Here is a 21,372-nt window from a genome sequence, read left to right on the forward strand (position 1 = left end):
GATAAGGATTAGAGGACTATCTTGCAGGTTTTTACACGTATCCTGTCGCAATCCCATTATTATCTTAGGCGAGAGGAACCCAAGTGATCTCTACCGCAACACTTCAAGTTCCCCTCCCTCCAATCTTAGGAAATGGATTTGCCAACCGCTGTTGCCAAAAACAATCACCAAGCCGTTTAGCTCGAATGCACGGGTTTGTAAGCCGTCCCCCCAGTACGGGTAGTTTCGGGTAGAAGAGCGCTCAACTACTGGCACCCAGATAGAAGCACATAGGTTGTCAATTCCAGATAGGGGTTCTTTGCATAACCCCTCGAAAAGGTATATTCCAGATTGAGACGACTAAGTCTCAGCGTGATTTTCAGCAAATTGATTACTGTTAAAAGGCTCTTGTGCCATACCCACAAGCGATTGGTTGCACACTCGCTTGTGGGTATGGTGATTGCTGCATCAGTGCTCTTTCCACTCCAAGCACGTCTTGAAAGGTATACCTTTCGAGACGTAGCGATCAGCATGTCTCAATCCATGTCTCGAATTGCCTTCCTCACAAAGCCTTAGACCTTATGAGACAAGCAGAATACTTGGTATGAAGTTCTTTGCTCGTGCCGTCATCGCTGGAGGAAAGAAAGAGAGCAAAGAACTTCTTGGTATGAGACTCACGCATCTCGTTCTGGAATATGCCATTTCGGGGGGTTATGCAAAGAACCCCTTTATGCAATGGTGGCAGGTCAACGGTTCAGCTTGGACAGAGCAACTGAGAGCCATAATAGAGCAGTACCGCAATGATGGCGATAGCTGGCAGTTCAATGATGCGCAGAAGGAACAACTTCAGCAGTATTACGATGCCAACAAACTGTTGCTCGATTGCCTCAACGGCGATTGTTATGTCAGTCGGGACGTTCGCGAGGAAATTAAGACAAGCCTCTTGCTCCCGATCGCTGAGAGTGAGGAAAAATTCCCAAATCAACAGCAGCCTTAGCCTATATAGGGTTCTTTGACGCAAAGGTACGTAAAGCGACATGGACTAGGACCGAGGTTCAGGACTGATGGCACAGTTCCTGGAGACGATCCGGCGGAAAATATCTATCGAAAGCCGTCCTCCCAACTCTGAGGTGATCGATGTCATTCCTGGCAAACGGGTAGTGCACCGTTTTCTTGAGCTTCGCCTCGGATAAGACTCCCCCAACGAGCTCAGAGCGGCGATCCGGACTGCCATCACCAACCATCCTGTAATCTCATGGGAGCATATCAATCGACACGGTGAGTACGACTTCTCTGATGAAAAGCGCTGGCCTTTGATCGGCATTTTACCCCAAAAAACATCCTGAAAGCGCAAGCGCAAAAAAGGGAAAAGAAACCCGTGTAAGCGTTTAGTCTCAGCGCTTTTCCCGGTAGGGGCATGTCGTTTTACGTACCTTTGCGTCAAGGAACCCGATTTTCAGAGAATCTATCGAAGCGAGTCTCAGAATCAGCACTTCTGCTGCGCGGGGCAGTTAACCCAGCGATCACCCTAATCGTCCCTTCCAAATAGCAACTCAGATTATGTGTAAAAATCTCAAAATCTGACAGCAAGAGATTAATTCGGTTAGAAATAGAAACAGTTAACCAAGAATTTCAGATGGACCCTATAGCCACGTTAGCGGCCGGCACGATCGCCAAAATTGCCCTAGATGAGTTTGCCAAGGCGGGAGCCGGAGAGCTAGCGAAAAAAGCAGCTGGCGGTGCGATCGACTTGGTGAAAGCCCTGCGCGATAAAATCAGTGCCAAATTAAAAGGGAACCCGAAAGCAGAAGCAGCACTAGCTGAAGCAGAACAGCAGGGCACACCAGAGGCGATCGCGAAAGTAGGTAAGTACCTGGACCTAGAACTGGATGATGATCCAGAGTTTGCTAGCGCAATACAGCAGATTGCCCAGCAGATTATTAACATTCAAAATCAGAGCGTCTCGACCCGCACTTACACAAACCAGGGACGCGATCAGATCAACATCGAAACCATTCAGGGGAATCCAACCATTGGTGGGGCTTGACATGACGCGACAGTACGACAATTACGGGCGCGATCAATACAACGTCGAGTACGTACAGGGCAATGTCACCTTTAACCAGACTCAAATTATTCAGATTGCGGTTGCAGAAATCAAAACTCGCCCGCTCAATCCGACGTCTCCCTATCGTGGGTTAAAGCCTTTCGCGCAGACTGATAAAGACTACTTCTTCGGTCGCGATCAATTTCTCACCGGATTGGTGAATGAATTAGAGCAGACGAACGTGATTTTGTTGTTAGGAGCCTCTGGGAGTGGCAAATCCTCTGTGGTGCGTGCTGGACTGCTTCCCTGGCTAGCGCAAAAATGGGGATCGCGCTTAATTGATCTGACTTTGACTCCGGATCACGATCCCTTTGAAGCTTTATATGGAAGCCTGCTGAAGCACTACAAACAGTTTGAGGCTCAGAGGGCACAAGACGGGAATGCTGATACTTTGAGCCAGGTGGTGCAAACTCTGAAGCAACCGGAGTCATTCTGGCTCATCTTCATTGACCAATTTGAAGAACTGTTTACAACCAGTCAGCCCGAAAAGCGCGATCGCTTTATTCAGAGTCTGGTGCAACTGAGTCAGGGTCGATCCAATGATCCGTCCCTCAAAATTGTGGCAACGATGCGGGCAGACTTTTTGGATCGGCTCGATCTCACGCCAGCAAATCGCTTGGCAAGGATAACTGAGCACCACCGTCCTTTGATGACGCAAATGCATCCGGATGAGTTGCGCTTGGCGATTGAGCAACCAGCCGCCCGCCATGGGGTTGTGTTTGAAGCGGAGTTGGTGGAAACTATCATCAAAGATGTTCAGGGACAAGCGGGATATCTGCCGTTGTTGCAATATACCCTGAATCGATTGTGGGAAGAAGAACTGCAGACGGGTGATCTTCAGCAAGAACGAACCCTTCATACCACTACTTACTGGCGCTTGGGTGGGGTGAGAGGAGCACTTCAAAAACACGTGGACACCATTTATGAGCGGTTGCAACGATCAGGAAATCACTTGGCAACCCAACGGATTTTTCTGAAATTGGTTGAGATCGGGGGTGATGCCGAATCTGGCACCGATTGGAAACCAGTCCGACGACGAGCCAACCGTGCTGAGTTCAAAGATGAACAGGAGAAAACGGTGCTGGCTCAATTAATTGATGAAAAGCTAGTAGTGAGCGATCGCGATCTTCCCGCCCAAACGCAGGAATCGACGGTTGAAATTGCTCATGAAATTTTGCTCACCTCCTGGTCGCTCTTAAACACCTGGATCAAGGAGAACCGTCAGGCGCTCGCGCTACGGAATCGTCTCAATGATGATGTGGCACGCTGGCAGGCAAAGCAGACAGACGATGAATTGTGGACAGGCTCAAAGCTGGAGCAGGTGCTAGAACTGAAAAACGATCCCACTTTTAACGATGTGCTGGGTGGGTTTAGTGCGACCGCCAATCAGTTTATTGATGCCAGTGAGGGTAAGCGCGATCGACAAATACAAGCTGAGATTGAGCATCAGCGCCAGCAGAAAAGACTTTACCGTCGAGTTGCAATAGGGGCGATCGCAGCATCTGCTTGTATTGCCGGGGTTAGTATTTTCGCTGGGTGGCAATGGCAACAGGCCGAGGCAGGGCAACGGTCTGCGATCGAAGGTCAAATTCAAGCATTAACAACTTCCTCAAAATCCCGCTTTACTGAAAATCGCTATTCGCTGGATTCACTACTTGATGCACTAGAAGCTGGTGGGAAACTCCAACAAGCATCCTGGATTGCTCGAGATGCGCACATTCGTTTAGAGGTTATGGAAGCGCTAGCCCAATCAGTAAATTGGGTACGAGAACAAAATCGTTTAGATGGGCACAGTAATCTGGTACAGCGCGTCCGGTTTAACCCGGATGGTCAATTGATCGGGACTGCCAGTTACGATTACACCGCTAAATTATGGTCACTTAATGGTAGAGAGTTGCGCTCATTGACTGGACATAGTGATGTAGTTACCGATATTGCTTTCACGCCAGACTCTCAACTCATTGCAACTGCTAGCCAGGATAAAACCGTTAAAATTTGGGATCGTAGTGGCAAGGCCTTAGAAACATTAACAGCTCATACAGGACCAGTTTGGAAGGTTAACTTTAGCCTTGATGGGCAGTGGTTGATAACAGCCAGTGAAGATAAAACAGCCAAACTGTGGCAGCGTCATGGCAACCACTTTCAATACTACAGAACTCTCACAGGACATACTGCCCCTGTATATTCTGCTGTTTTTAGCCCTGATGACAATCAGGTGATTGCAACGGCTAGTGCAGACAAAACAGCCAAAATTTGGAAGCTAAAAACCGATGCTGTAGTTACATTAACTGGGCATACCAAAGAAGTTTTAAGCATTATCTTTAGCCCTGATGGAAAAACTCTGGCAACAGCAGGTAATGATAATGTTGCACTCCTTTGGAATCGTGCTAATGAATACCGAACGAAAGTTGTTCTAAAAGATCATGTCAACGGAGTTACAGAGGTTGGCTTTAGCCCAGATAGTGAAATTATTGCAACCGCTAGTAAGGACAGAAATATTAGAATTTGGAGTAATAACGGCATTCTAATTGATACATTTCGTGGTCACGAAACACGGATCAATAGTATTAGTTTTAATCAAGATGGGAGCTTATTAGCTTCGGCTGCCAATGAAAAAACAGTCCGAATCTGGCAAGTTATCAATCCTTCAGCTCGGGTAATCGGTCAGTTTGGTGATACAGCTTACCGGGTTAGCTTTAGTCCTGACGGTCAACGAATCGTCGGCGCATCTCTTAGCACAATTCAGATGTGGAGCTCAAACGGTAAGCGCTTGAGTAGCTGGTCAGATAATAGTCCAATTTATGCCGTTGCGTTTGACCCCACTGGCAATATTATGACGAGTAGTGGTAATAATTTGAAAATGTGGACTCGAACAGGTCAACTCCAAAAGTTAATTAAAGCGCATAGTCAGCCTGTTTTAAGTGTTGCGATTGCGCCTGATGGTCAAGAAATGATAACAGCCAGTGTTGATCAAACCATTAAATTTTGGAAATATCCAGCAGTCAAACTATTTCGAACCATCAAAGCCCATAATGCTCCCATTTACAACATTCGGTACAGCCCAGATGGACAACAGTTCGCGACTGCCAGTCTTGATGGAACGGTTAAAATTTGGGCTCGATCCAACAACCACTTTCAACTGTTAAAAGCTCATCGTGGACCTGTTTATAGCCTAAGCTTTAGCCTGGATAGCCAGTATCTGGCGACTGCTGGTGAAGATAATCTGGTGAAACTTTGGACTCGAGATGGGAAACTGGTTCGATCCTTGAAGGGGCATTCAGCAGGAGTTATGGATGTTGCTTTTAATCGGGCAGGATGGCTCGCTACAGCCAGTAATGACAAAACCATTAAAATCTGGCAACCTGACGGTAAGCTAGCTTTAACACTTAATGGACATGATAAAGACGTCAATTCTATCAACTTTAGCCCCGATGGCAAGGTCCTGGTTTCTATTAGTTCAGACAAAACTATCGCTCTTTGGAATATGAATTATTTGACCCTTCAAGCTTTTGAAAAGCGCGGATGTGGCTGGCTAAGAAATTACTGGAATAGTCATGAAAATATATCAAGCGATTGCCATTAGTTTAATCGATTCACCACTAAAATTTTACATAGCTTCTTACAATCTGAGAGCAAACCACCTAGACAGAACATTTGAGGAAAAGTAATATGCCTAGTGGTACTGATGATGAAAAGCGCCAGAAGATTGATTGGAAGAAAAAAGGATTGGGATGGATTCCTGATTACCCCGATCTACGAGACTACCATTTAGAATCTGAAAATATTAATACACAAGATGGGCGATTAAAAAAGGAAGAGACTAACCAGGAGTTAGAACAAATCGCTGATTTTTTATTTCAACTTTCTGATATTTTTGTAAATGATTCGAGTTCAATTAGTGAGTTCATCGATCAGAAGATAAAAGGCGAACGAAATCAACAGAGAAAGAATGAAAGACTAGAATATAAGAAAAATCTCCAGAAAGTTCAGGCAAATCTAGGCGAACTCCGAAAAAAGGTATTTGGTGAAATCAGATTTATGCCCGTTAAGGTGCATAAAATCTTAAAGGGAGGCGTTCAAGTTAGAAACCCATACGCATCTGACGAATTCAAATATGAAAGTGATCTACCAAATCGAGTTCTTAGTCTTAGAAAGTTTCTCTACATCTTAAAGAGTAAGGGAAAGCTTGAATTATTAGACGAATCTATCCTGAACGAGCTAGATGCCATCTTAGATTGGCTAACAAATATTCACTTCTCTATCCCTTCGCAGGAACATAGAGAGAAAATTCCCGAAATTTTTGACGATATTACTCAACAGCTAATAATGCGTTTCCAGTTTTGCACTAGTATTGCCATTGATGGCGAGGTCGGTCTTGAAACTTACACAACGCTTGAAGAATACCTAAATCGTTTTTCTAAAAATCCTCCTGTTCCAGCTATTTCTGCTTACGAAGACCGACTGAAATGCAAAGAAGAATTTCAGAAAATTTATGAAAATCTCAAAAGCGATTCAATCATTTCTGGTAGAAGTTTTCCTGAGTATCAAAATAAAGTTAAGTTGGTTTCTCCTCCATCTCTAATTCCATCTGATGTTATTCAAGCTATTCAGGATCGTTTAATTCATTGGGCTACGATTAGTATCAAGGAAGACTCCGACATTTATGAGGAAAAAACTCTTGAAAATATTCAGATTAAATCAGATCACATCTCTATATTTAGAACACTAAATTTTGATCGGTCAACACTCAAGGAATTAAGTTCTGAGGTGTCTGAAAAAGGCGTTGTTGAGAAAATTTTTCAGAGAGAGTTTCTGATCATTGAGCCAATTATTTCAGTTGTTCTGAAGTTCCTTTCTCCACTAGCACTTTATCGAAATCGTCCACTTGAGAGTGTGGTTATAGAAGGAATGGATATTTTTGCTCAGCTCTTTCAAACTGATGTTCCTTTGAATAGGGAGAGGCAAGAGAGTAAAGATTTGGCAATAAAGGCACTATACACTGTTAAAAAGCAACTGAATTACGAACTCGCTGCTTTAATTTGTAAAGAGAGCGGCTCCCCTATACAGAAAGGTCATGAAAGCTATCTAACTCTACTATTTTACTTTTTAATCTTAAAAATACTTGAAAAGTTTAAGTCGGATAAGGATGGAAAAAATGACATCTTCGAGAAGAAAGAGATGCTCGAAATTGTGAGGGAAAATGTCAGTGTGCAAAGTGGTAAGGCGCAAATTTTTAGCACAGCCCGATTGTATATACCAGTTTCCGACAATTTTTATAATTCTCTTGAACAAGAAGGGTTACTGAATCCGAATGCGCCTAAGCCTTTCATCTTTTTACCTGGCGTTGTAGACCTGAGTTACTGGTGCTCTGAGATTGAAGATCAGCGATCGTTCAACTCATGCACAGCCTTTGCAGTCATCTCATTAGTTGAATATTTCACTAATAGGAGTGCTGGTAAGTACACAGACATATCCCCATTATTTCTCTACAAAGTAACTCGTCATTTGATGAACCTACAGGGCGATGTGGGTGCATCTGTGCGAGAAACTATGAAAGCAATGGCATTGTTTGGTGCGCCTCCTGAGCAGTACTGGTCATACGATGAGCACGATGTTGATGAAGAGCCGCCAGCGTTCTGTTACTCATTTGCTCGCAATTTTCAGGCATTAAAGTACCTCCGGTTAGACTACGCGGGTATATCAAAAGAAGATTTGTTACTTCAGGTTAAAGCAGTTTTGTCAGTGGGCTTTCCCTGTGTCTTTGGGTTCACGCTATACACCTCCGCCTATGAGGACAGTAATCCTGAAAAGGGAATGATCCCATTCCCTAACTACAAAAAAGACCGTGTAGTCAGTGGTCACTCCGTTGTTGCAGTCGGCTATGACGACTACAAAGAGCTTGAGCGCACTGATCGCCCTAACCAGCCATCTGTTGGTGCCTTGCTGATCAGAAACTCGCTTGGTTCAGAGTGGGGGCAAGGAGGCTATGGCTGGTTACCCTACGATTATGTTTTGGGTGGCTTAACAGCTGATTGGTGGTCTCTATTAAAAGCACGTTGGTTTGGTGGAGATGACTTTTGGTGGAAAACACAAGGAACAGGAGAGCCAAGCTGGAGACCGCCACAACCGTAAGGTGTTGAATTAAACTCAGCGGAGTAGTCACCCGCCTCCGACGGAATCTGAAATGAAAGCATAATATTGCCGCCCGGTTACGCTTGTCCTCAACGCTTGCATCTTTGCCGAAAAGGCCTCTTTTCGGCAATGTTTCAGATTGGCAGATTTCTTAGCTGAACTGCTTGCTACTTAATCGTTTCAGCAGTCGCATGGCACTTGGTTACAGCCTTGCTGCCTTTGAGACTAATATGCTCGGCTGTGTCTTGACCACTCGCTACCAGCTTCTTCAAGTCCAAGCTTTGTCTCGTTTTGATTCATGCAGCAAAGCCACGATCGCCATTAATCTTTGCTCGGTTTTTGCAGCACAGCTAGTTAAAGTTCTACACTGCTTTCCCCTCGCACAAGCCTAAAAATGTCCTTAACTACTTTGTCTCGAGCTTCTGTAATGTTAGAAAAACTCAGCTTTCTAGATTCAAGTTGTTCTTCAAAGTGCTGGAAGTACCGCTTAATCCTCTCGTAGTGATCAGCTAGATGACCGTTATATCGTGTCTGCTCCAGTGCTTGTGCAATGCCTGATATTTCATTTTCGTCATGTAAGTCCTGAGTAAACTCCCGAATATCTCGCCACTCTAACTCGGTCAACTTGTAAAAGCTGTGCCAATCTAGGTTTGATTGATAAAACTGTAAAATGTCAGCATGTGACAGAATTGTTAATAGCTTACACACTGCCATAAAAATTTTCCCCAAATCAGTCATCCGGCTAATTCTATGGGGGTAGAGCCCTTGAATAAGAGAGTCTGGAAATCTTTCCTGTCTAGAAGAGTCAAAGATTCTGTCTAAAATGACTTCATTTCCTTCAAGGGTGCCTCGAACTCCATCTTCAGCGATCGCCCAGCAGTAAATAAACATTCTTAGCGCTCGCTTGATTCCATCTAAAAGACGATGCTCGTCTTGCTCATCACAAATTTCTAGTATACCCATTGAAAATAATAGAATGCTTGAGTAAGTACCAAATAGATATTTAGAATTGTCACTGTGGAAATGGTCGACCTGCTTGAGAATCGATAAATCAAATTCTAGAACATCATGTGTACACTTTTGCTGGTACTCATTTGCGCCCTGTGGCAACTCTCGGATAAACGGAATAATTTGCACTTTCGCTCTACCATAGCTGTCATAGAATCTGTCACTGGTTTCGCCAGACTCTGTCGTGATTGAAATAGGTTCATCTGATACTTTTCCAGCGTTGTTCTTAAGCTGTTGGTAGCAAAGTCGCCCAGTTGAGGAGTAGCAAACCAGTGCATGATCGATCAATCGTCTTGCCCAATCAAGGCATTCTGCTTTACTAAAACCTGGTTTAGGTGAGCGAGTGTGATCCCACAGATATGCCACCATCAAATAGCACCATCCTTGAAAGGCAGACTGATACGCATAGTCTGCAGGATTGCCATCTCTGGCAGAATAAATTCTTGCCTCTTCTAAGAGTCGAATGGGTTCGAGCAAAGTCTCCCAAGCATTTCCAACTTTTTCAGCATAGGTAGAAAACGAAACATAGAGCCTAGCGCGGTTAGAGGAAATTCTAGACAAGATGTGAAAAAATGGGTGGATATTACTTTGAGAAAGCTCATCTACGGTGTGGCAAATTTTGAGCCGATACTTTAACCAATCTTCTGCTTGATCTAAACTATCTACAGCCGCTTGAATAGCTTGGTAGCGATCTGAATAAGTGTATTCTTGGTCAGTTAGATCAGCAAGAAGTCGATATTGAAACAAATAAAGGTAATATTTAGCATAGATTAAGCTGCTGATCGTTTGCTCAAAGTTCTGCAGATGAGGCTCAATCACATCAAGATGCTTTTTAGCGCAACGGTATAATCCTTCTCGCAGGTATGCTTCCGTAAGAGATAAATGAGCCTCGTAGGCAACTAGACTCCAAGGCTTTGTAGCATTCTCTTCCTTAAAATTGAATGTTTGGTCTGCAGTACGGTATTTTCCTTGTCTAAAAATGGTTGTATTTAAGTATCCCTCCATTGCTCTAAGAGAAAAGGGATAAAAGTTCAGCAGATTTTTTGCGTTTCTCAAAGCCTCATACTCTTCCACGCGGTTGCAGATCTGCTCCAAATACACTTTTGGAGAAACTCCTGTTTGTCTGATTGCTCTCAATCGTGCGCTTAGCGCAACTTTTGCTGAAACCTCCATGAAGTCAAACCCGCAGAAATCTCCGTATGCAGGTTCCAGATTTGTATCGACCACCTCATAATGCTTGCCTTCGCGAATTGCTCGATCAACATCCGTTTTCTTGCACAGTTTCACTAACGAATGGGTCCAAACGGGACTACTGTGGCTTCGACCAATCACTTCATCTTTAAGAAGAATTTGCTTTACAATCGGCAAATATTCATTCAGACATGGAATGTCCCATAGTAAAACACGATTAATGGCTGCAGTAATATGGGATAGAGGGCTTCCGATTCCCACAATTTCTTCAAAGAAGTGTAATTGTTTCCTATTAACTCTTTTGTCTAAATTGTCTAAAAACTTAGTTTTATAGCCACCTGGTAATTTGATATAGAAATGGACTTTTACTTTATATACGTATTGCTCTTCAAGTCCATTAATGCTTTCTTCGTCTCCCTCTTTGTCTAATAAGAAAGGATTTAGTAGACCAAATTCTTGCCCTTCTCTTTTTACATAAAGTGGCAACGGTTGAATTTTCTCAACTTCGACATGCTTGAGATAAATAGGAAACTCGTCCGTTAAAATTTCATTTTCTACGATTGATTGAGCCAATCTTTTTACAAACTCAGATGTTAGTTCATAAACGTCTGATCCAACAATCTCCTTTCCAATTAAAGGTTTAATTTGCTTTAATCCAGATTGAAATTCAATTCTACTGATCTCGCGTTGAACCTTATCATAAAAGTTCTGAATTTTATCTATCTTTCGTTGTTTATCTAATCCTTCAAAGTATTCATCAATTAATCCTTCAATCGTTTCTCGAACGAATTCTTCTCTTCTCTTTAAAGCTTGATTACGCCGAATGTTGTAGGCGGACAACTGCTCTTGCTGACTTTTAGCCTTCCCCTGCTCTGGCAGTTCGCTTCTAGGTTTTATAGTGCGATTCAGTTGGTGATAGCACAAAAAAGTCTCGTAAAGGTGCGTAATGTCTTCCTTCGATAACCCTTTGACAGGATCGGTCGCATTCTCCAACATTTGCTGCAACAGGATTTCCCCTGAGTGGATTGGCAGTCCCAATTCATCTCTTTCTTCAAGTGACAACTGCCAGAAGGTGCGTAGAGCACGCCATTTTTCTGCTCTCGTTAAAATTCTGGGAACCTTGCCTTCAGCAGTTTCTCGCTTCCGAAGGGACCAAAATTTCTCAAGGGCTGCCAAAATTTTTACAAGTTTTCCAAGAGTCAGTCCCGGCACAGTGTGATTTTTCTCATCCGGATAGTACTCGTGTAGAACTGCTCGTAAAACTCGACGAACAAAGATGCGGTTATCTTCTAGTCCCCATTGTTTGGCAACATAGCTTTCGTTTATCTTCGGATTCCCAGCTTCATCTTTTGTCAATCCCAGGTCGGTTAGGGTCAACAAGTAGCGGTATACAGTCTTATCTCTATCTTGATCTTCTAAACCGCGTCGTCCTGCTTTATCTTGCAAACCTTTAGAGTAGTCAGGGACAGGATTTTCTCTATTGGAGGGAAACTGCCTTTGTCTCGACATACGCTTTGCCATGAGTGGATTATTTATGTTGTCGCATCACAGGTGTTAAGTCTGTATTCTTCCAGGCTGTACTTGAAGAACAAATAAATTGTATGAAACTTTACTGAATTATTCTTTATATTGCTCAAAACTTCATGTTAGGGCGAAAACAGTTGCCAGTCTGACCAAGCCCAGGCAAGCAAAGCTCGCTCTTAGGTGTAGGAGGTTCGTTAAATTCAAGGCCATTAAACGCGATGCGTCACCCAACAGAGCAGAGTTTTGTTAATGATTTAGGAGTTAGTCATGTTAATTAAGTCCCAGGAAAGCTGTAACCCGCTTGATGAAATTCTGTGTTTCAGTTCTGGACAGATTGAGCTAGGTATTAAAGTTCCAGGTGTGCCATTGCGTCAACGCGCTGATGCATCTCGCAATCTTGAGTCGATCGGCTTATTCCCCCAAGCGCATCACTACAGAGGCTCTCCAATCGGAGCGTATTGTTTATACAAGCTGTATGAAGCAGTGATCTGTGGAGGATATGGGGAGTATCGAATTCTTGTGCAGCGAAAGAACAACGGGGTCCATGTCACCGTCAGTGGCGGGTTGAGCTATCGCTACCTCATACTTCCTGAAGAGCTTAAGCACATTCAGCAGACATTCAACCACATGACTTTGTACAAAATGTACATAAGATACCAATATTTTGAAGAATTCTTGTAATATTAAGATCAAAAGCATTTGAGTTCCTGCCCAAAGCAATCGCACAGTCAGTAGACAGCGGCTTTGGAACAGCGCGCAACAACTTATTGAACAAGTCGGACTGGGCTCGACACTAATTTTCAGTTAGGCAAGCCGGTTGGAGTAGTCATTTAAATGGCTGCCCCTTCCGGCTTGTTGCATTTCAACCCTACCTACTGAAGAAAGTGTCATGGCTCATACACACACTCGCTCTTGCAGAGACTCCAGCAATCAGGTTCAGCGTCAGAGAGCCCAGCCAAGTCCGTCGATTGTTCGCATGTCTGAGGATCGATCGATTCCTCTTCTTTGGCAATCGCTGACTGTTTTGGGCTTCATTGCTTTGGTTCTAGGTGTTCTGGTTGTGCCTGCAATACTTGAGCGTCGAACTCAGCGTGTTATCGGCATTCGAGCAAATGATGTATCAAAATCTGGGCTGGTGTATTTGCATCTGGCTCAGCAGCATTGCCAAGTGCAGGTTCGGCAATTGATAGAAGGGGATTCAGTCGTCAACATTGACTATTCTGATCGTCCTGAGATGATTGAAGACACTGCCGTTGAGAAGGTTGAGCAGCTACTTCCTTTGCAGAAAAAATGCCGAGAGCTCCAGTCAAATCACTACTTGGTGCCTCGTACATTAGGCATTCACACGGGTACTTCACTACATTTACTACTTGATCAGATTTTGGTAGTGATTCAATCCAAACGGGCTCAAGGCACGATCGTTCCCATCGTTATTACGATTTGGCTACAGGCAGCAGAACCTGTACCCAACCAACCTGGGTTAAATTTTGCCCAACTCAGAACTCAGATTCAGAAGATTACAGATCAGCGGGCAGTTGTCACGATCATGGGTCCTACTGGGCAACTTCAGGCAGACTTACTCATTGCCCTTAAACAGAATGCCTTAGCTCGGGTGTGCACAGTTAATGACATTGATGACTGTGTGAAATGGGCGTATCAGCTCGGTCGCACGCAGTTATCGATTGCACACAACGCTTCGATGACCAATCACGATGCACAAGAGCCGCACTTTACTCATTAGCAATTTCTGTCATTACTACCAGCATTAACTCTTTGGCTGCTTTGAATTGAGCAGTGTCCCTAGTAATTAGCGATTCCGTTCACATTTCTGCTTACGTTCAGAAGGTATCTCCATGACCTATCTTTGGTTCCCCAATTACTCCTCTGAAGATCTTCCCCTATTCATTCAACAAAAGATCGAGAGCTGGCGGCTGTTATCTCAATCTCAAATTCAGCGAATTAGCTATGACGATCGCTGTGAAATTGCACAGCTTCAACTGCAAGATGGTGAATCAAGATTAGCTCAAGCTCGAATTCACTCTCTGCAGCCAATTGCTCAGCGAAGGTGGTCGCGGTTTCACCAGCAGCTTATGGAATGCTTCACGATTTTTCTGGGTGCTCTAATTTTCAGCATCTTGCCAAAATCACTTGCAAAGGCGATCGAGTACAATTCCTTATCATTAGGGATTGGATTGTTGGGTGGTGGAGTTGCAACTTGGTTAACTCATGACTGTGCAACCAGGGGACTGGGTAAAATTCGCTGCCGTCAAGACTCTCTGCAAGCGCTAAAGTTGCTTACTCAGCAACATCAGACCTACCCAGTTCACAATGAATTCGTTGATCAATTCTTTGAAGGTCAAAAGACTCGATTGCTTGAAATAGAAGCAAGCAATCTTAAAGTGCCGTTCTGGATAGATATTACCTTGGCAATTGCCGCCAGTCTCTTAGAGGGAGTTGCTGCATTTATCTCGGTTCAATCTGGTAATTCTGACGATCAGTTGCTAGCCGTGTTCGCCAGCCTATTTCCGGTTACTGTAATTTGGCTAGCAGCCGTTTTTCAGAGCGATCGCGTTGAGTTTGCTGCTGCCTGTACCAATTTAGTCCAGGCTTACAGCACCTTGCTGCCAACTAGTGAAGTTTCAGAAGAGCAAGTTCTGCGAGTCTGCCGGTTAGATGCAGCATTCAAGCACTTCACGCAAGCCATTCCTTCAAGCACCAAAACGATCACAGGGGCGAATGCATGTGCTGTAAAGGAATTTGCTCAGAAACGCATTGATCAACTAGAAGCGGAAGGAATTCAGGCGGTCAAAGATCGCAAATTCCAGTATCGGCAAGACATCGAGAGCTTGTCTCAACGGTTTCCCAAACTAGAGCGGGCTGTTGTTTCAGGCTACCGAGAGTTTGAAGTACCGCCGCAACAGCGTCAGGTAGAGCAGGAACAGGCAAACCAGATTGCAGAAGAGGTGGCTAGACTCACGATCGAACTGGAAGAAGACTTGAGCCTGCTGCAGATAGAGTATGTCCAGCAAATTCAGAGATGGTTACGGATCAAGGGGCAAGCAGCCCAAGAGTTTGATCAAGCAGAGACAGATTAGCTAAAGACACAGGCTTTTCAGCCATTAGTTGAGCAGCATTCCATTCATTTTTCGCACTATTTGGAGGAACCATGAAGCCTTCACTTTTATTGGCAGTAATTGCCAGTCTATTGGTCGCTACAAACCCTGGAGAAGATGCTTATGCAGAGTGGCTAACCCAGAGAATACAAGTGTCTTCTTGCCAGCCACCACGCTCGCCTACCTGCTATACCACCGGGGTTCTACCACACGCTCTTTTGAAGTCGATGCTTAAGCAATATAGCTATCGTCGAAATTTCATCTTCTTTAGTGTTTATACAACAGCGTTGCTTGAATTGCAGGAACACAATGTTGGAATAGGAGGTTTCTTCCTTCAAACGACACATCTTCAAGCAGTGTCTAAAGAGACCGAACTACAATACAAAAAAGATGACGCATCTCTTGGCGAGCAACAATAAAAGCTAGTACAAATCAATATCTCAGCTCCTTCTTAAACTGACTAACTTTTCTTCAGAAGTTAGTGAGTCAGAAGAGCCTCAATGCACGATCACCAGTTCGGGTTCGGGTTCTCCCTCAATCCCAGCTTGCCTCCTGATTAACTGCTGTTTACAGTTGCCCAGCGGTAGGATGATGCGACGCTACCCTGTGTCTACAAGGAGTCAGTAGGGTTACGTCTACGCCAGAACAGTTACGTTTCGTGGCAAACCACTATCAGATGATAGATGGCAGATTACGGGAGTAAATGTCTAATCCATGTCTCCTGTTCGCCCAACTGTGAGTACAAAAAGGATGACATATCAGCAATCTCACTTCATACGTTGCAACTAGCTAAATTCACAAGCGGCAGATTCAATCTTCACTAGTGCAGAATTGCCAGGAGATTGGCTCTCCTTCAGGTAAGGTCAATCCTAATATAGGTGCAAAATCTCGGAAGCGATTCAAGGTCGTAGGTACTGGTTCACCTAAAGCTAAGGCTACAAGAATGATACGGGTCGGATGGACGTTACCTTGCAGCAGATCATTCGGTCCACTGGGCTGTTCACGAAAACTTTTTGAGATTGCAATTAAGTTATCCTTGTTTTCAACCAAGGATGCCAGAGACTCTAAATTCACTTCAGGTACTTGTAGCCCCAGTGGTACAAATCGTTGAAATCGTCTAAAGCTTTCTGCCACAGGTTCGTTTAACCTTGTAGCGGCAACAACCAGATGAGCAGGCGTTACCTGATCATTTAGCCAGGTGCTTCTCTGTTTCCAATACAGTAAATTTGTAACTTGGCTGTCGTCTTCTAAGAAGGCAATGCTATCTTCACGAGTCGGGTTTAGATCAGCGCTAGTTTCAAAATCTACTAGCGGTAACTGTAATCCTAAAGAGGTAAATCTCCGAAGCCGATTAAAAGTATCTAACACTGTCTCATTTAGCCTTTGAGATGCTCGGACTAGTTGAGCTACTGGTAGTCGGGCTTCTGACCAAGCAATTTTTCCTTCCATTACGCCATCCAACTCCTCAGAAAGAATAATTAAATCTTCTTGAGTTATGGAAATATCACCAATAGACTTTATATCCAGGTCAGGTAATTCTAGCCCTATCGGAACAAACTTCTGAAAACGCTTAAGCGTCTCAGCTACAGGTTCATTTAATTTTTTTGCTGAAAACAGAATCTGAGCAGGAGATAACCGATTCCAAAGTAAGGCTTCTTCTCCATCAAGATTTTTTGAAAGCGCAATGATGTCTTCCGGAGTGATATCAATTTTGCCCAGAGTATTTGCATCAATTTGTATGACTTCTAGTCCAACGCCTCTGAATCGCTGAAGGCGCTTAATCGTACTAGCTACTGACTCATTTAGTCGCGTAGCTGCTAAAACAATCTGTGCCGCTGATATTTGATTTTCAATCCAAGGGAATTTCCATTGTTCTTGTTTCCTTCCAAAGCTAAAAGACTCCTTGATCGTTCTTGAAATAGCTATGACATCCTCTTCGCTGATTTGAATTTCGGTCAGAGACTCTAAATCTATTTCTGGTATCTTTAATCCTAAAGATGCAAAGCGCCTAAACCGCTGAGCTGTTTCAACTAAAGGCTCACCGAGTCTGGCAGCAGCATGAACAATGTGAGCAGGAGGAACATAATCTTGAAGACCTTCTCGTTGGAATCTTTGGGGCGGGAGATCCTTACTTAGTGCAAGGCTATCGCCAGGTTTCAAATTTGGACAATATTTATGTGTAAAGAGCGGCGGTAGCCCTTCTAGAAAAGACTCCGAAATCTTAAAAAGTCCATGCTGTCCCCAGAGAATGACTCGATATGGCAACACCCACCATGGAATATACTTAACTAGCGTCTTAACGGTAATCCCGTATTTGAAGCAATTGAGCCAGGTATCAAACTCGAAGCAACCTATTTCTGCAATTGGTGCCTCCAAATTGCTAGAACTTCCTCTTCCCAATCGAACCTTAGCGTCCTCGCGTGCAAGACCCTCAACAATGTAAGCAGCAACCTGTGGATGTTTTCCTGCTAGTTTCCACAACAAATTGAAATCTGTGTATAGCCACTTGAGTAAAGCATCGGAATTTTCTATAAGAACTTTACGCACCCACTCCTTATTCCATTCCACAATGTCTTTGCGATCGACTGTAAGTTTGGGGAAGTGTTCACTACGTAAATTAATTACAAATCCTGGCTGAGATTCTCTAGTCCACAATCCATCAGAAAGAATACAGCCGTTTTTTATATACCAATGTTCGCTCTCTGGAACCCACCAGACATCAGCTTGCTCTATATTCAGACAGTAACCTTGAGGGAAATCAGGATGCCTGAATCGTTTAGGTTCCCAGATTTCTTGTCTACCAAACTGAAACACTTCTGTCCGAAATTCTGCGACCCATAACAACCTTCGTAGAGTCTCAATACAAGAAATTAGCTGTCCTTTATGATGAGTTCGGTTTAGATAAAGACGAACTCGTGTTCCAGCATGATCGCCTATTCCCAACCTTCGTACACGAAACAGTCCGCTACTGCCTGGTATTCGTACCTGCAATCGTTCACTAGGTCGTCCCTCACGATCTAACCGACAGGTTTCTACTTCGATCTCATCTGCCAGCATGAAGTAGCTGAGTACCCCCACCCCAAACTGGCTGTTGGGATAGAGCTGAATGGGTGGATCACACTTGAGCCATTCAGCCTGCTCTTCAATGAATTCTGGTAGATCGGCGAAGCGGCTGCCTGCACGAGCAAAGCATTTGGACAGATGGGGCATTTCCATGCCAATACCGTTGTCTTCACACTCAATGTAAGCTCGTCCGTTCTCGTCAATGCTTTGACAAAAAACGATGCGTCCTTCCCATTCTCCATCGGGGCGATGGGCTTGCCCAGTCTGTTTTAGATATTTGAGTCGAGCATCTCGGTAGCGACAAGCATCCATCGCATTCTGATACAGCTCACGAATTGCCAGCATTGGGTCGCCATAAAGCTGTTCTCCCATTAGCAGTTCACGTACTTCATCGTGAGCAAGCTGGAAATTGATGTGAGGGATTTGGTAAACGGGTGTGCCATCCCGCTTCTCTGCTTCAATGCCATCAGGCTGTAAATGAGTAGGTAGACCTATCAGTGCTTCCATCCCTCCCCGCTTATCTTCGACCTGCCGCAGCATATGGGACAGCACCGCCCCCACTTTTGCTACATAGTCGTTTAATGCTGAATCTATCGCTGGATGGTTACAAGTGACCGTTAGAGTTCGACCTTGACCAGATGGATTCCATCGAGTTTGATTAACGGTGTGAAGTATCTGTTCTGGAGTGAGGGGATCTGCCAGCCCAATGTGATCTACCAGCACATCAGAGAGTTTCCGAATATCGATCGCTAGAAGCCCTGCCAGTTTCAGCAGATACGCCAACATCTTTTCTCGAATCACTTGCTCGTCACGGTAAGAACCAACAATGAGCCTTGTTTGAAGAGGGTTAGGGCGATCGTCGCGATCGATACGCTCAAAATCGGCATACATGCAGTAGGCAAGCTCTAGCAAACGCTGACGGGTTAAGCTGTCTTTTACCAGTTGCGACCTGCAACTTTCGACGCTATCCAGTATTCTGATGAAGTCATCCGCAAGATAACCCCCTATCGATTCTGGTTGCCAGGTTTCCAAAGTTTTTAACAGGCAAAGATGCAGTAGCCATGTCATCACCGCCTCTTTGTCAGCTATACGACCCTGTTCTTTGAGTCTTTCAGCTTTGCGGACAAAGCGAGGTTGCGTTTGGTGAATTTTGTCTAAGGCATCCCGCAGCTTGTTTTTGGGACTAATTGCCTCTAGTGAAAGTGGGCTGACTTTTGCTGCCTGAGCCATACCACTGGCTAAGACCGCCTCACGTACAAAGGGAACAGTCACAATCAGCGCAGTTTCGGTCGTCGTTAATTCGATCCGCGGATTCGAGCGAAAGATTAACAACTCTAATGATCTCAGCACTCGAATCGGCAATTCTTCATCGCGCCATGAGTCTTGAGGAAAGGCTTTAACTGCCGCTTGCCACTGCTGCCAGCAAGCTGCCAGTACTTTAGCAACTTGGCGCTTAAGCTGGGTATCTGAACAATTGTGATCGCCTCCCTCCTCCTGCCAAAAAGAGGATTGCAAGACTGCGTCAGCCCAAGGATTGATTGTTTTGTCTCTTGTATTTGTAGTCGCTAAACCATTGCAAATGATGCGTGAGGAAATGTCTTCCTCTACGGCACTCTCATGGGCATAGTAAATCTTTTGAGGCTGTTTCCTATGTTCACTAGCCAGCGCGTTTAATCGTACCTGGGTTTCGTCAAGAACATCTCTCAACGTGCAGGCAAAATGTTGAGGATCAAGCACTTCTGCCAATGCCTGAGAGAATAAGCTAAATCCAGTTTCCCCTGCTACATACTGGCTTACTTGTCCCGGCCCACAGGCAAAGACCAGCACAAAGCTGCGCCGTGTTGCCTGTCGACGTTCCCCTCGACTCCACCCAGCAAGAGAAATATCTTTGAAGCCTAACTTGACACCCTCGCGACAAGCATCAACAAAAAAAATAATCGTGTCTGCGCCTGCCTGATCAACAATATCGCCAAGGTCAATTGGCACAAGACATTCTTCAACAAACTCGGCATAGTCTAACACTGCATCCGACGGAACAAGGTAGTCTTTTCCTTGAAAGTGCATCCCATGCCCTGAGAAGTAAAGCAAGAGTATCTCTATGCCTTGGGCTTCCTTGCATTCTCGAATGAGTGCTTGTCGTATTTTGCTGCGTCCATGCGATAAACCATCCGCACCGAGCGATCGCACTGTGAAACCAGATTTTTCTAGAGCCGTATGGAGCGTCTCTAAATCTTTGCGAACAATGGGTAAATTTGGGATTGCATCACTCTCGTACTCTGGAACTCCGATCAGCAGTGCTCGACGCTTGCTCATTCTTTACTCCGAGAAGGTTAGTGTGATTGCCCCTTTGCCACCCAATTTAGCCGTTCCAATGAGCTCAATGCCTCCCTCAGCAGTCACCTCAACCTGAATCGTGACCTGTTTCAGCTGAAAGCTGCCGACCTTCTTCACATCGCTAACTAGAGAAGCAACCTCATGACACACTTTGTTTAGATTTTCTCGAAGCCGCTCTGTGGGCAAGTCACGGACTGCTATATCGGTGTCAGTTGAGAAAATCCCCTTCACCTGCTCATCTTCATCCGGTAGGCTGACCAGAAATGGAATAGTCCCCATGCTGTCACTTTATTCCCGCTAGGGTTAAATTTATCTCTTCAAATATAAGCGATGTAGAAAATGAACACTACGCGCTCATCCGTGTAGCTAATATCACTTCTGTTGCCAGGTGAATCCTTGGCTACTAATCTCCGACTCGAATCTCCAAAGCTGCCAACTTTGGCGCTCGCCGAACTCGCAGAAGTTCACAAGTCGGTTATCTGCATCCTGTCCTTTGTAAGGAGTGGAGGCGCAGAAATAGAGCGCAGCAAGCGTAAGGCGGGTATTTTTCTTCGTGCCAGAAGCCTATCAAAGAAGGCCTCTTTTTTGACACCCCTTGGAGGTCGACACCACAGGCAAGATTGACTTGTCCTTGAGCTAGCATCGTGGCATGCGATTAATGAGACTATTATTTGACACTCCAGAGGCAGCCCGTGAGGTTGCCTTTATGCTGCAGTGCGACTACGACGGCTTCACCATGATTACGGTACCGCCGATTCATGACATGCTGGCGCTCAGAACCGCGATCGAACTTACTGGCGCTGATTTCTGTTGTGCTGGCCACTACCCGCTAGCGAAAGCACTAGCGGCTGATGCACGGAGCCAAGTAAGGATCGTGAACTTAATAAGACCGGAGAAAGGAGGGAAAGAAGTTAAATCACC

12 protein-coding genes are annotated in these 21,372 nt (G+C 44.7%); 9 read left to right on the forward strand and 3 right to left on the reverse strand.

Annotated features, from left to right (window positions below; translation table 11 throughout):
* The first annotated feature begins 583 nt into the window (after window positions 1–583).
* The 4 genes from AC5JLP_RS30435 (at window position 584) to AC5JLP_RS30450 (ending at window position 8,218) form a co-directional block, all read left to right on the forward strand.
* Window positions 584–976: an NACHT C-terminal helical domain 2-containing protein gene (locus AC5JLP_RS30435; RefSeq protein ID WP_496071608.1), complete on the forward strand. Its 393-nt coding sequence runs from the start codon at window positions 584–586 to the stop codon at window positions 974–976.
* A 639-nt stretch (window positions 977–1,615) separates the two neighbouring features.
* Complete coding sequence (locus tag AC5JLP_RS30440; RefSeq protein ID WP_496071609.1) at window positions 1,616–2,026, forward strand: hypothetical protein; 411 nt, start codon at window positions 1,616–1,618, stop codon at window positions 2,024–2,026.
* Window position 2,027: 1 nt separating this feature from the next.
* Complete coding sequence (locus AC5JLP_RS30445; RefSeq protein WP_496071610.1) at window positions 2,028–5,669, forward strand: NACHT and WD repeat domain-containing protein; 3,642 nt, start codon at window positions 2,028–2,030, stop codon at window positions 5,667–5,669.
* 86 nt (window positions 5,670–5,755) lie between these two features.
* Window positions 5,756–8,218, forward strand: coding sequence for a C1 family peptidase (locus AC5JLP_RS30450; protein WP_496071611.1), 2,463 nt, complete (start codon window positions 5,756–5,758; stop codon window positions 8,216–8,218).
* Between the two features lie 354 nt (window positions 8,219–8,572).
* On the opposite strand, the gene AC5JLP_RS30455 is transcribed toward AC5JLP_RS30450, so the two are convergent.
* A complete protein-coding gene (locus AC5JLP_RS30455) occupies window positions 8,573–11,938 on the reverse strand; it encodes a hypothetical protein (RefSeq protein WP_496071612.1) in 3,366 nt (1,121 codons plus the stop codon).
* Between the two features lie 270 nt (window positions 11,939–12,208).
* Between AC5JLP_RS30455 and AC5JLP_RS30460 the strand changes: the two genes are divergently transcribed.
* From AC5JLP_RS30460 to AC5JLP_RS30475, 4 genes are all read left to right on the forward strand, one after another.
* Window positions 12,209–12,622 (forward strand): hypothetical protein, encoded by a 414-nt coding sequence (locus AC5JLP_RS30460; RefSeq protein ID WP_496071613.1) that lies wholly within the window; start codon window positions 12,209–12,211, stop codon window positions 12,620–12,622.
* Window positions 12,623–12,917: 295 nt separating this feature from the next.
* Window positions 12,918–13,682, forward strand: coding sequence for a hypothetical protein (locus AC5JLP_RS30465; RefSeq protein ID WP_496071614.1), 765 nt, complete (start codon window positions 12,918–12,920; stop codon window positions 13,680–13,682).
* 112 nt (window positions 13,683–13,794) lie between these two features.
* Window positions 13,795–15,036, forward strand: a complete 1,242-nt coding sequence (locus tag AC5JLP_RS30470) for a hypothetical protein (RefSeq protein WP_496071615.1) — start codon at window positions 13,795–13,797, stop codon at window positions 15,034–15,036.
* Window positions 15,037–15,107: 71 nt separating this feature from the next.
* A complete protein-coding gene (locus AC5JLP_RS30475) occupies window positions 15,108–15,473 on the forward strand; it encodes a DUF4359 domain-containing protein (RefSeq protein ID WP_496071616.1) in 366 nt (121 codons plus the stop codon).
* A 391-nt stretch (window positions 15,474–15,864) separates the two neighbouring features.
* Here AC5JLP_RS30475 and AC5JLP_RS30480 read toward each other — a convergent pair whose 3' ends face one another.
* Both AC5JLP_RS30480 and AC5JLP_RS30485 read right to left on the reverse strand, forming a co-directional pair.
* A complete protein-coding gene (locus AC5JLP_RS30480; protein WP_496071617.1) occupies window positions 15,865–20,430 on the reverse strand; it encodes a wHTH domain-containing protein in 4,566 nt (1,521 codons plus the stop codon).
* 3 nt (window positions 20,431–20,433) lie between these two features.
* Window positions 20,434–20,730, reverse strand: coding sequence for a Pepco domain-containing protein (locus AC5JLP_RS30485; RefSeq protein ID WP_496071618.1), 297 nt, complete (start codon window positions 20,728–20,730; stop codon window positions 20,434–20,436).
* Between the two features lie 379 nt (window positions 20,731–21,109).
* Between AC5JLP_RS30485 and AC5JLP_RS30490 the strand changes: the two genes are divergently transcribed.
* On the forward strand, window positions 21,110–21,372 hold a 263-nt coding region (locus AC5JLP_RS30490; protein ID WP_496071619.1), incomplete at its 3' end, for a hypothetical protein.

The sequence above is a fragment of the Stenomitos rutilans genome (assembly GCF_059505485.1).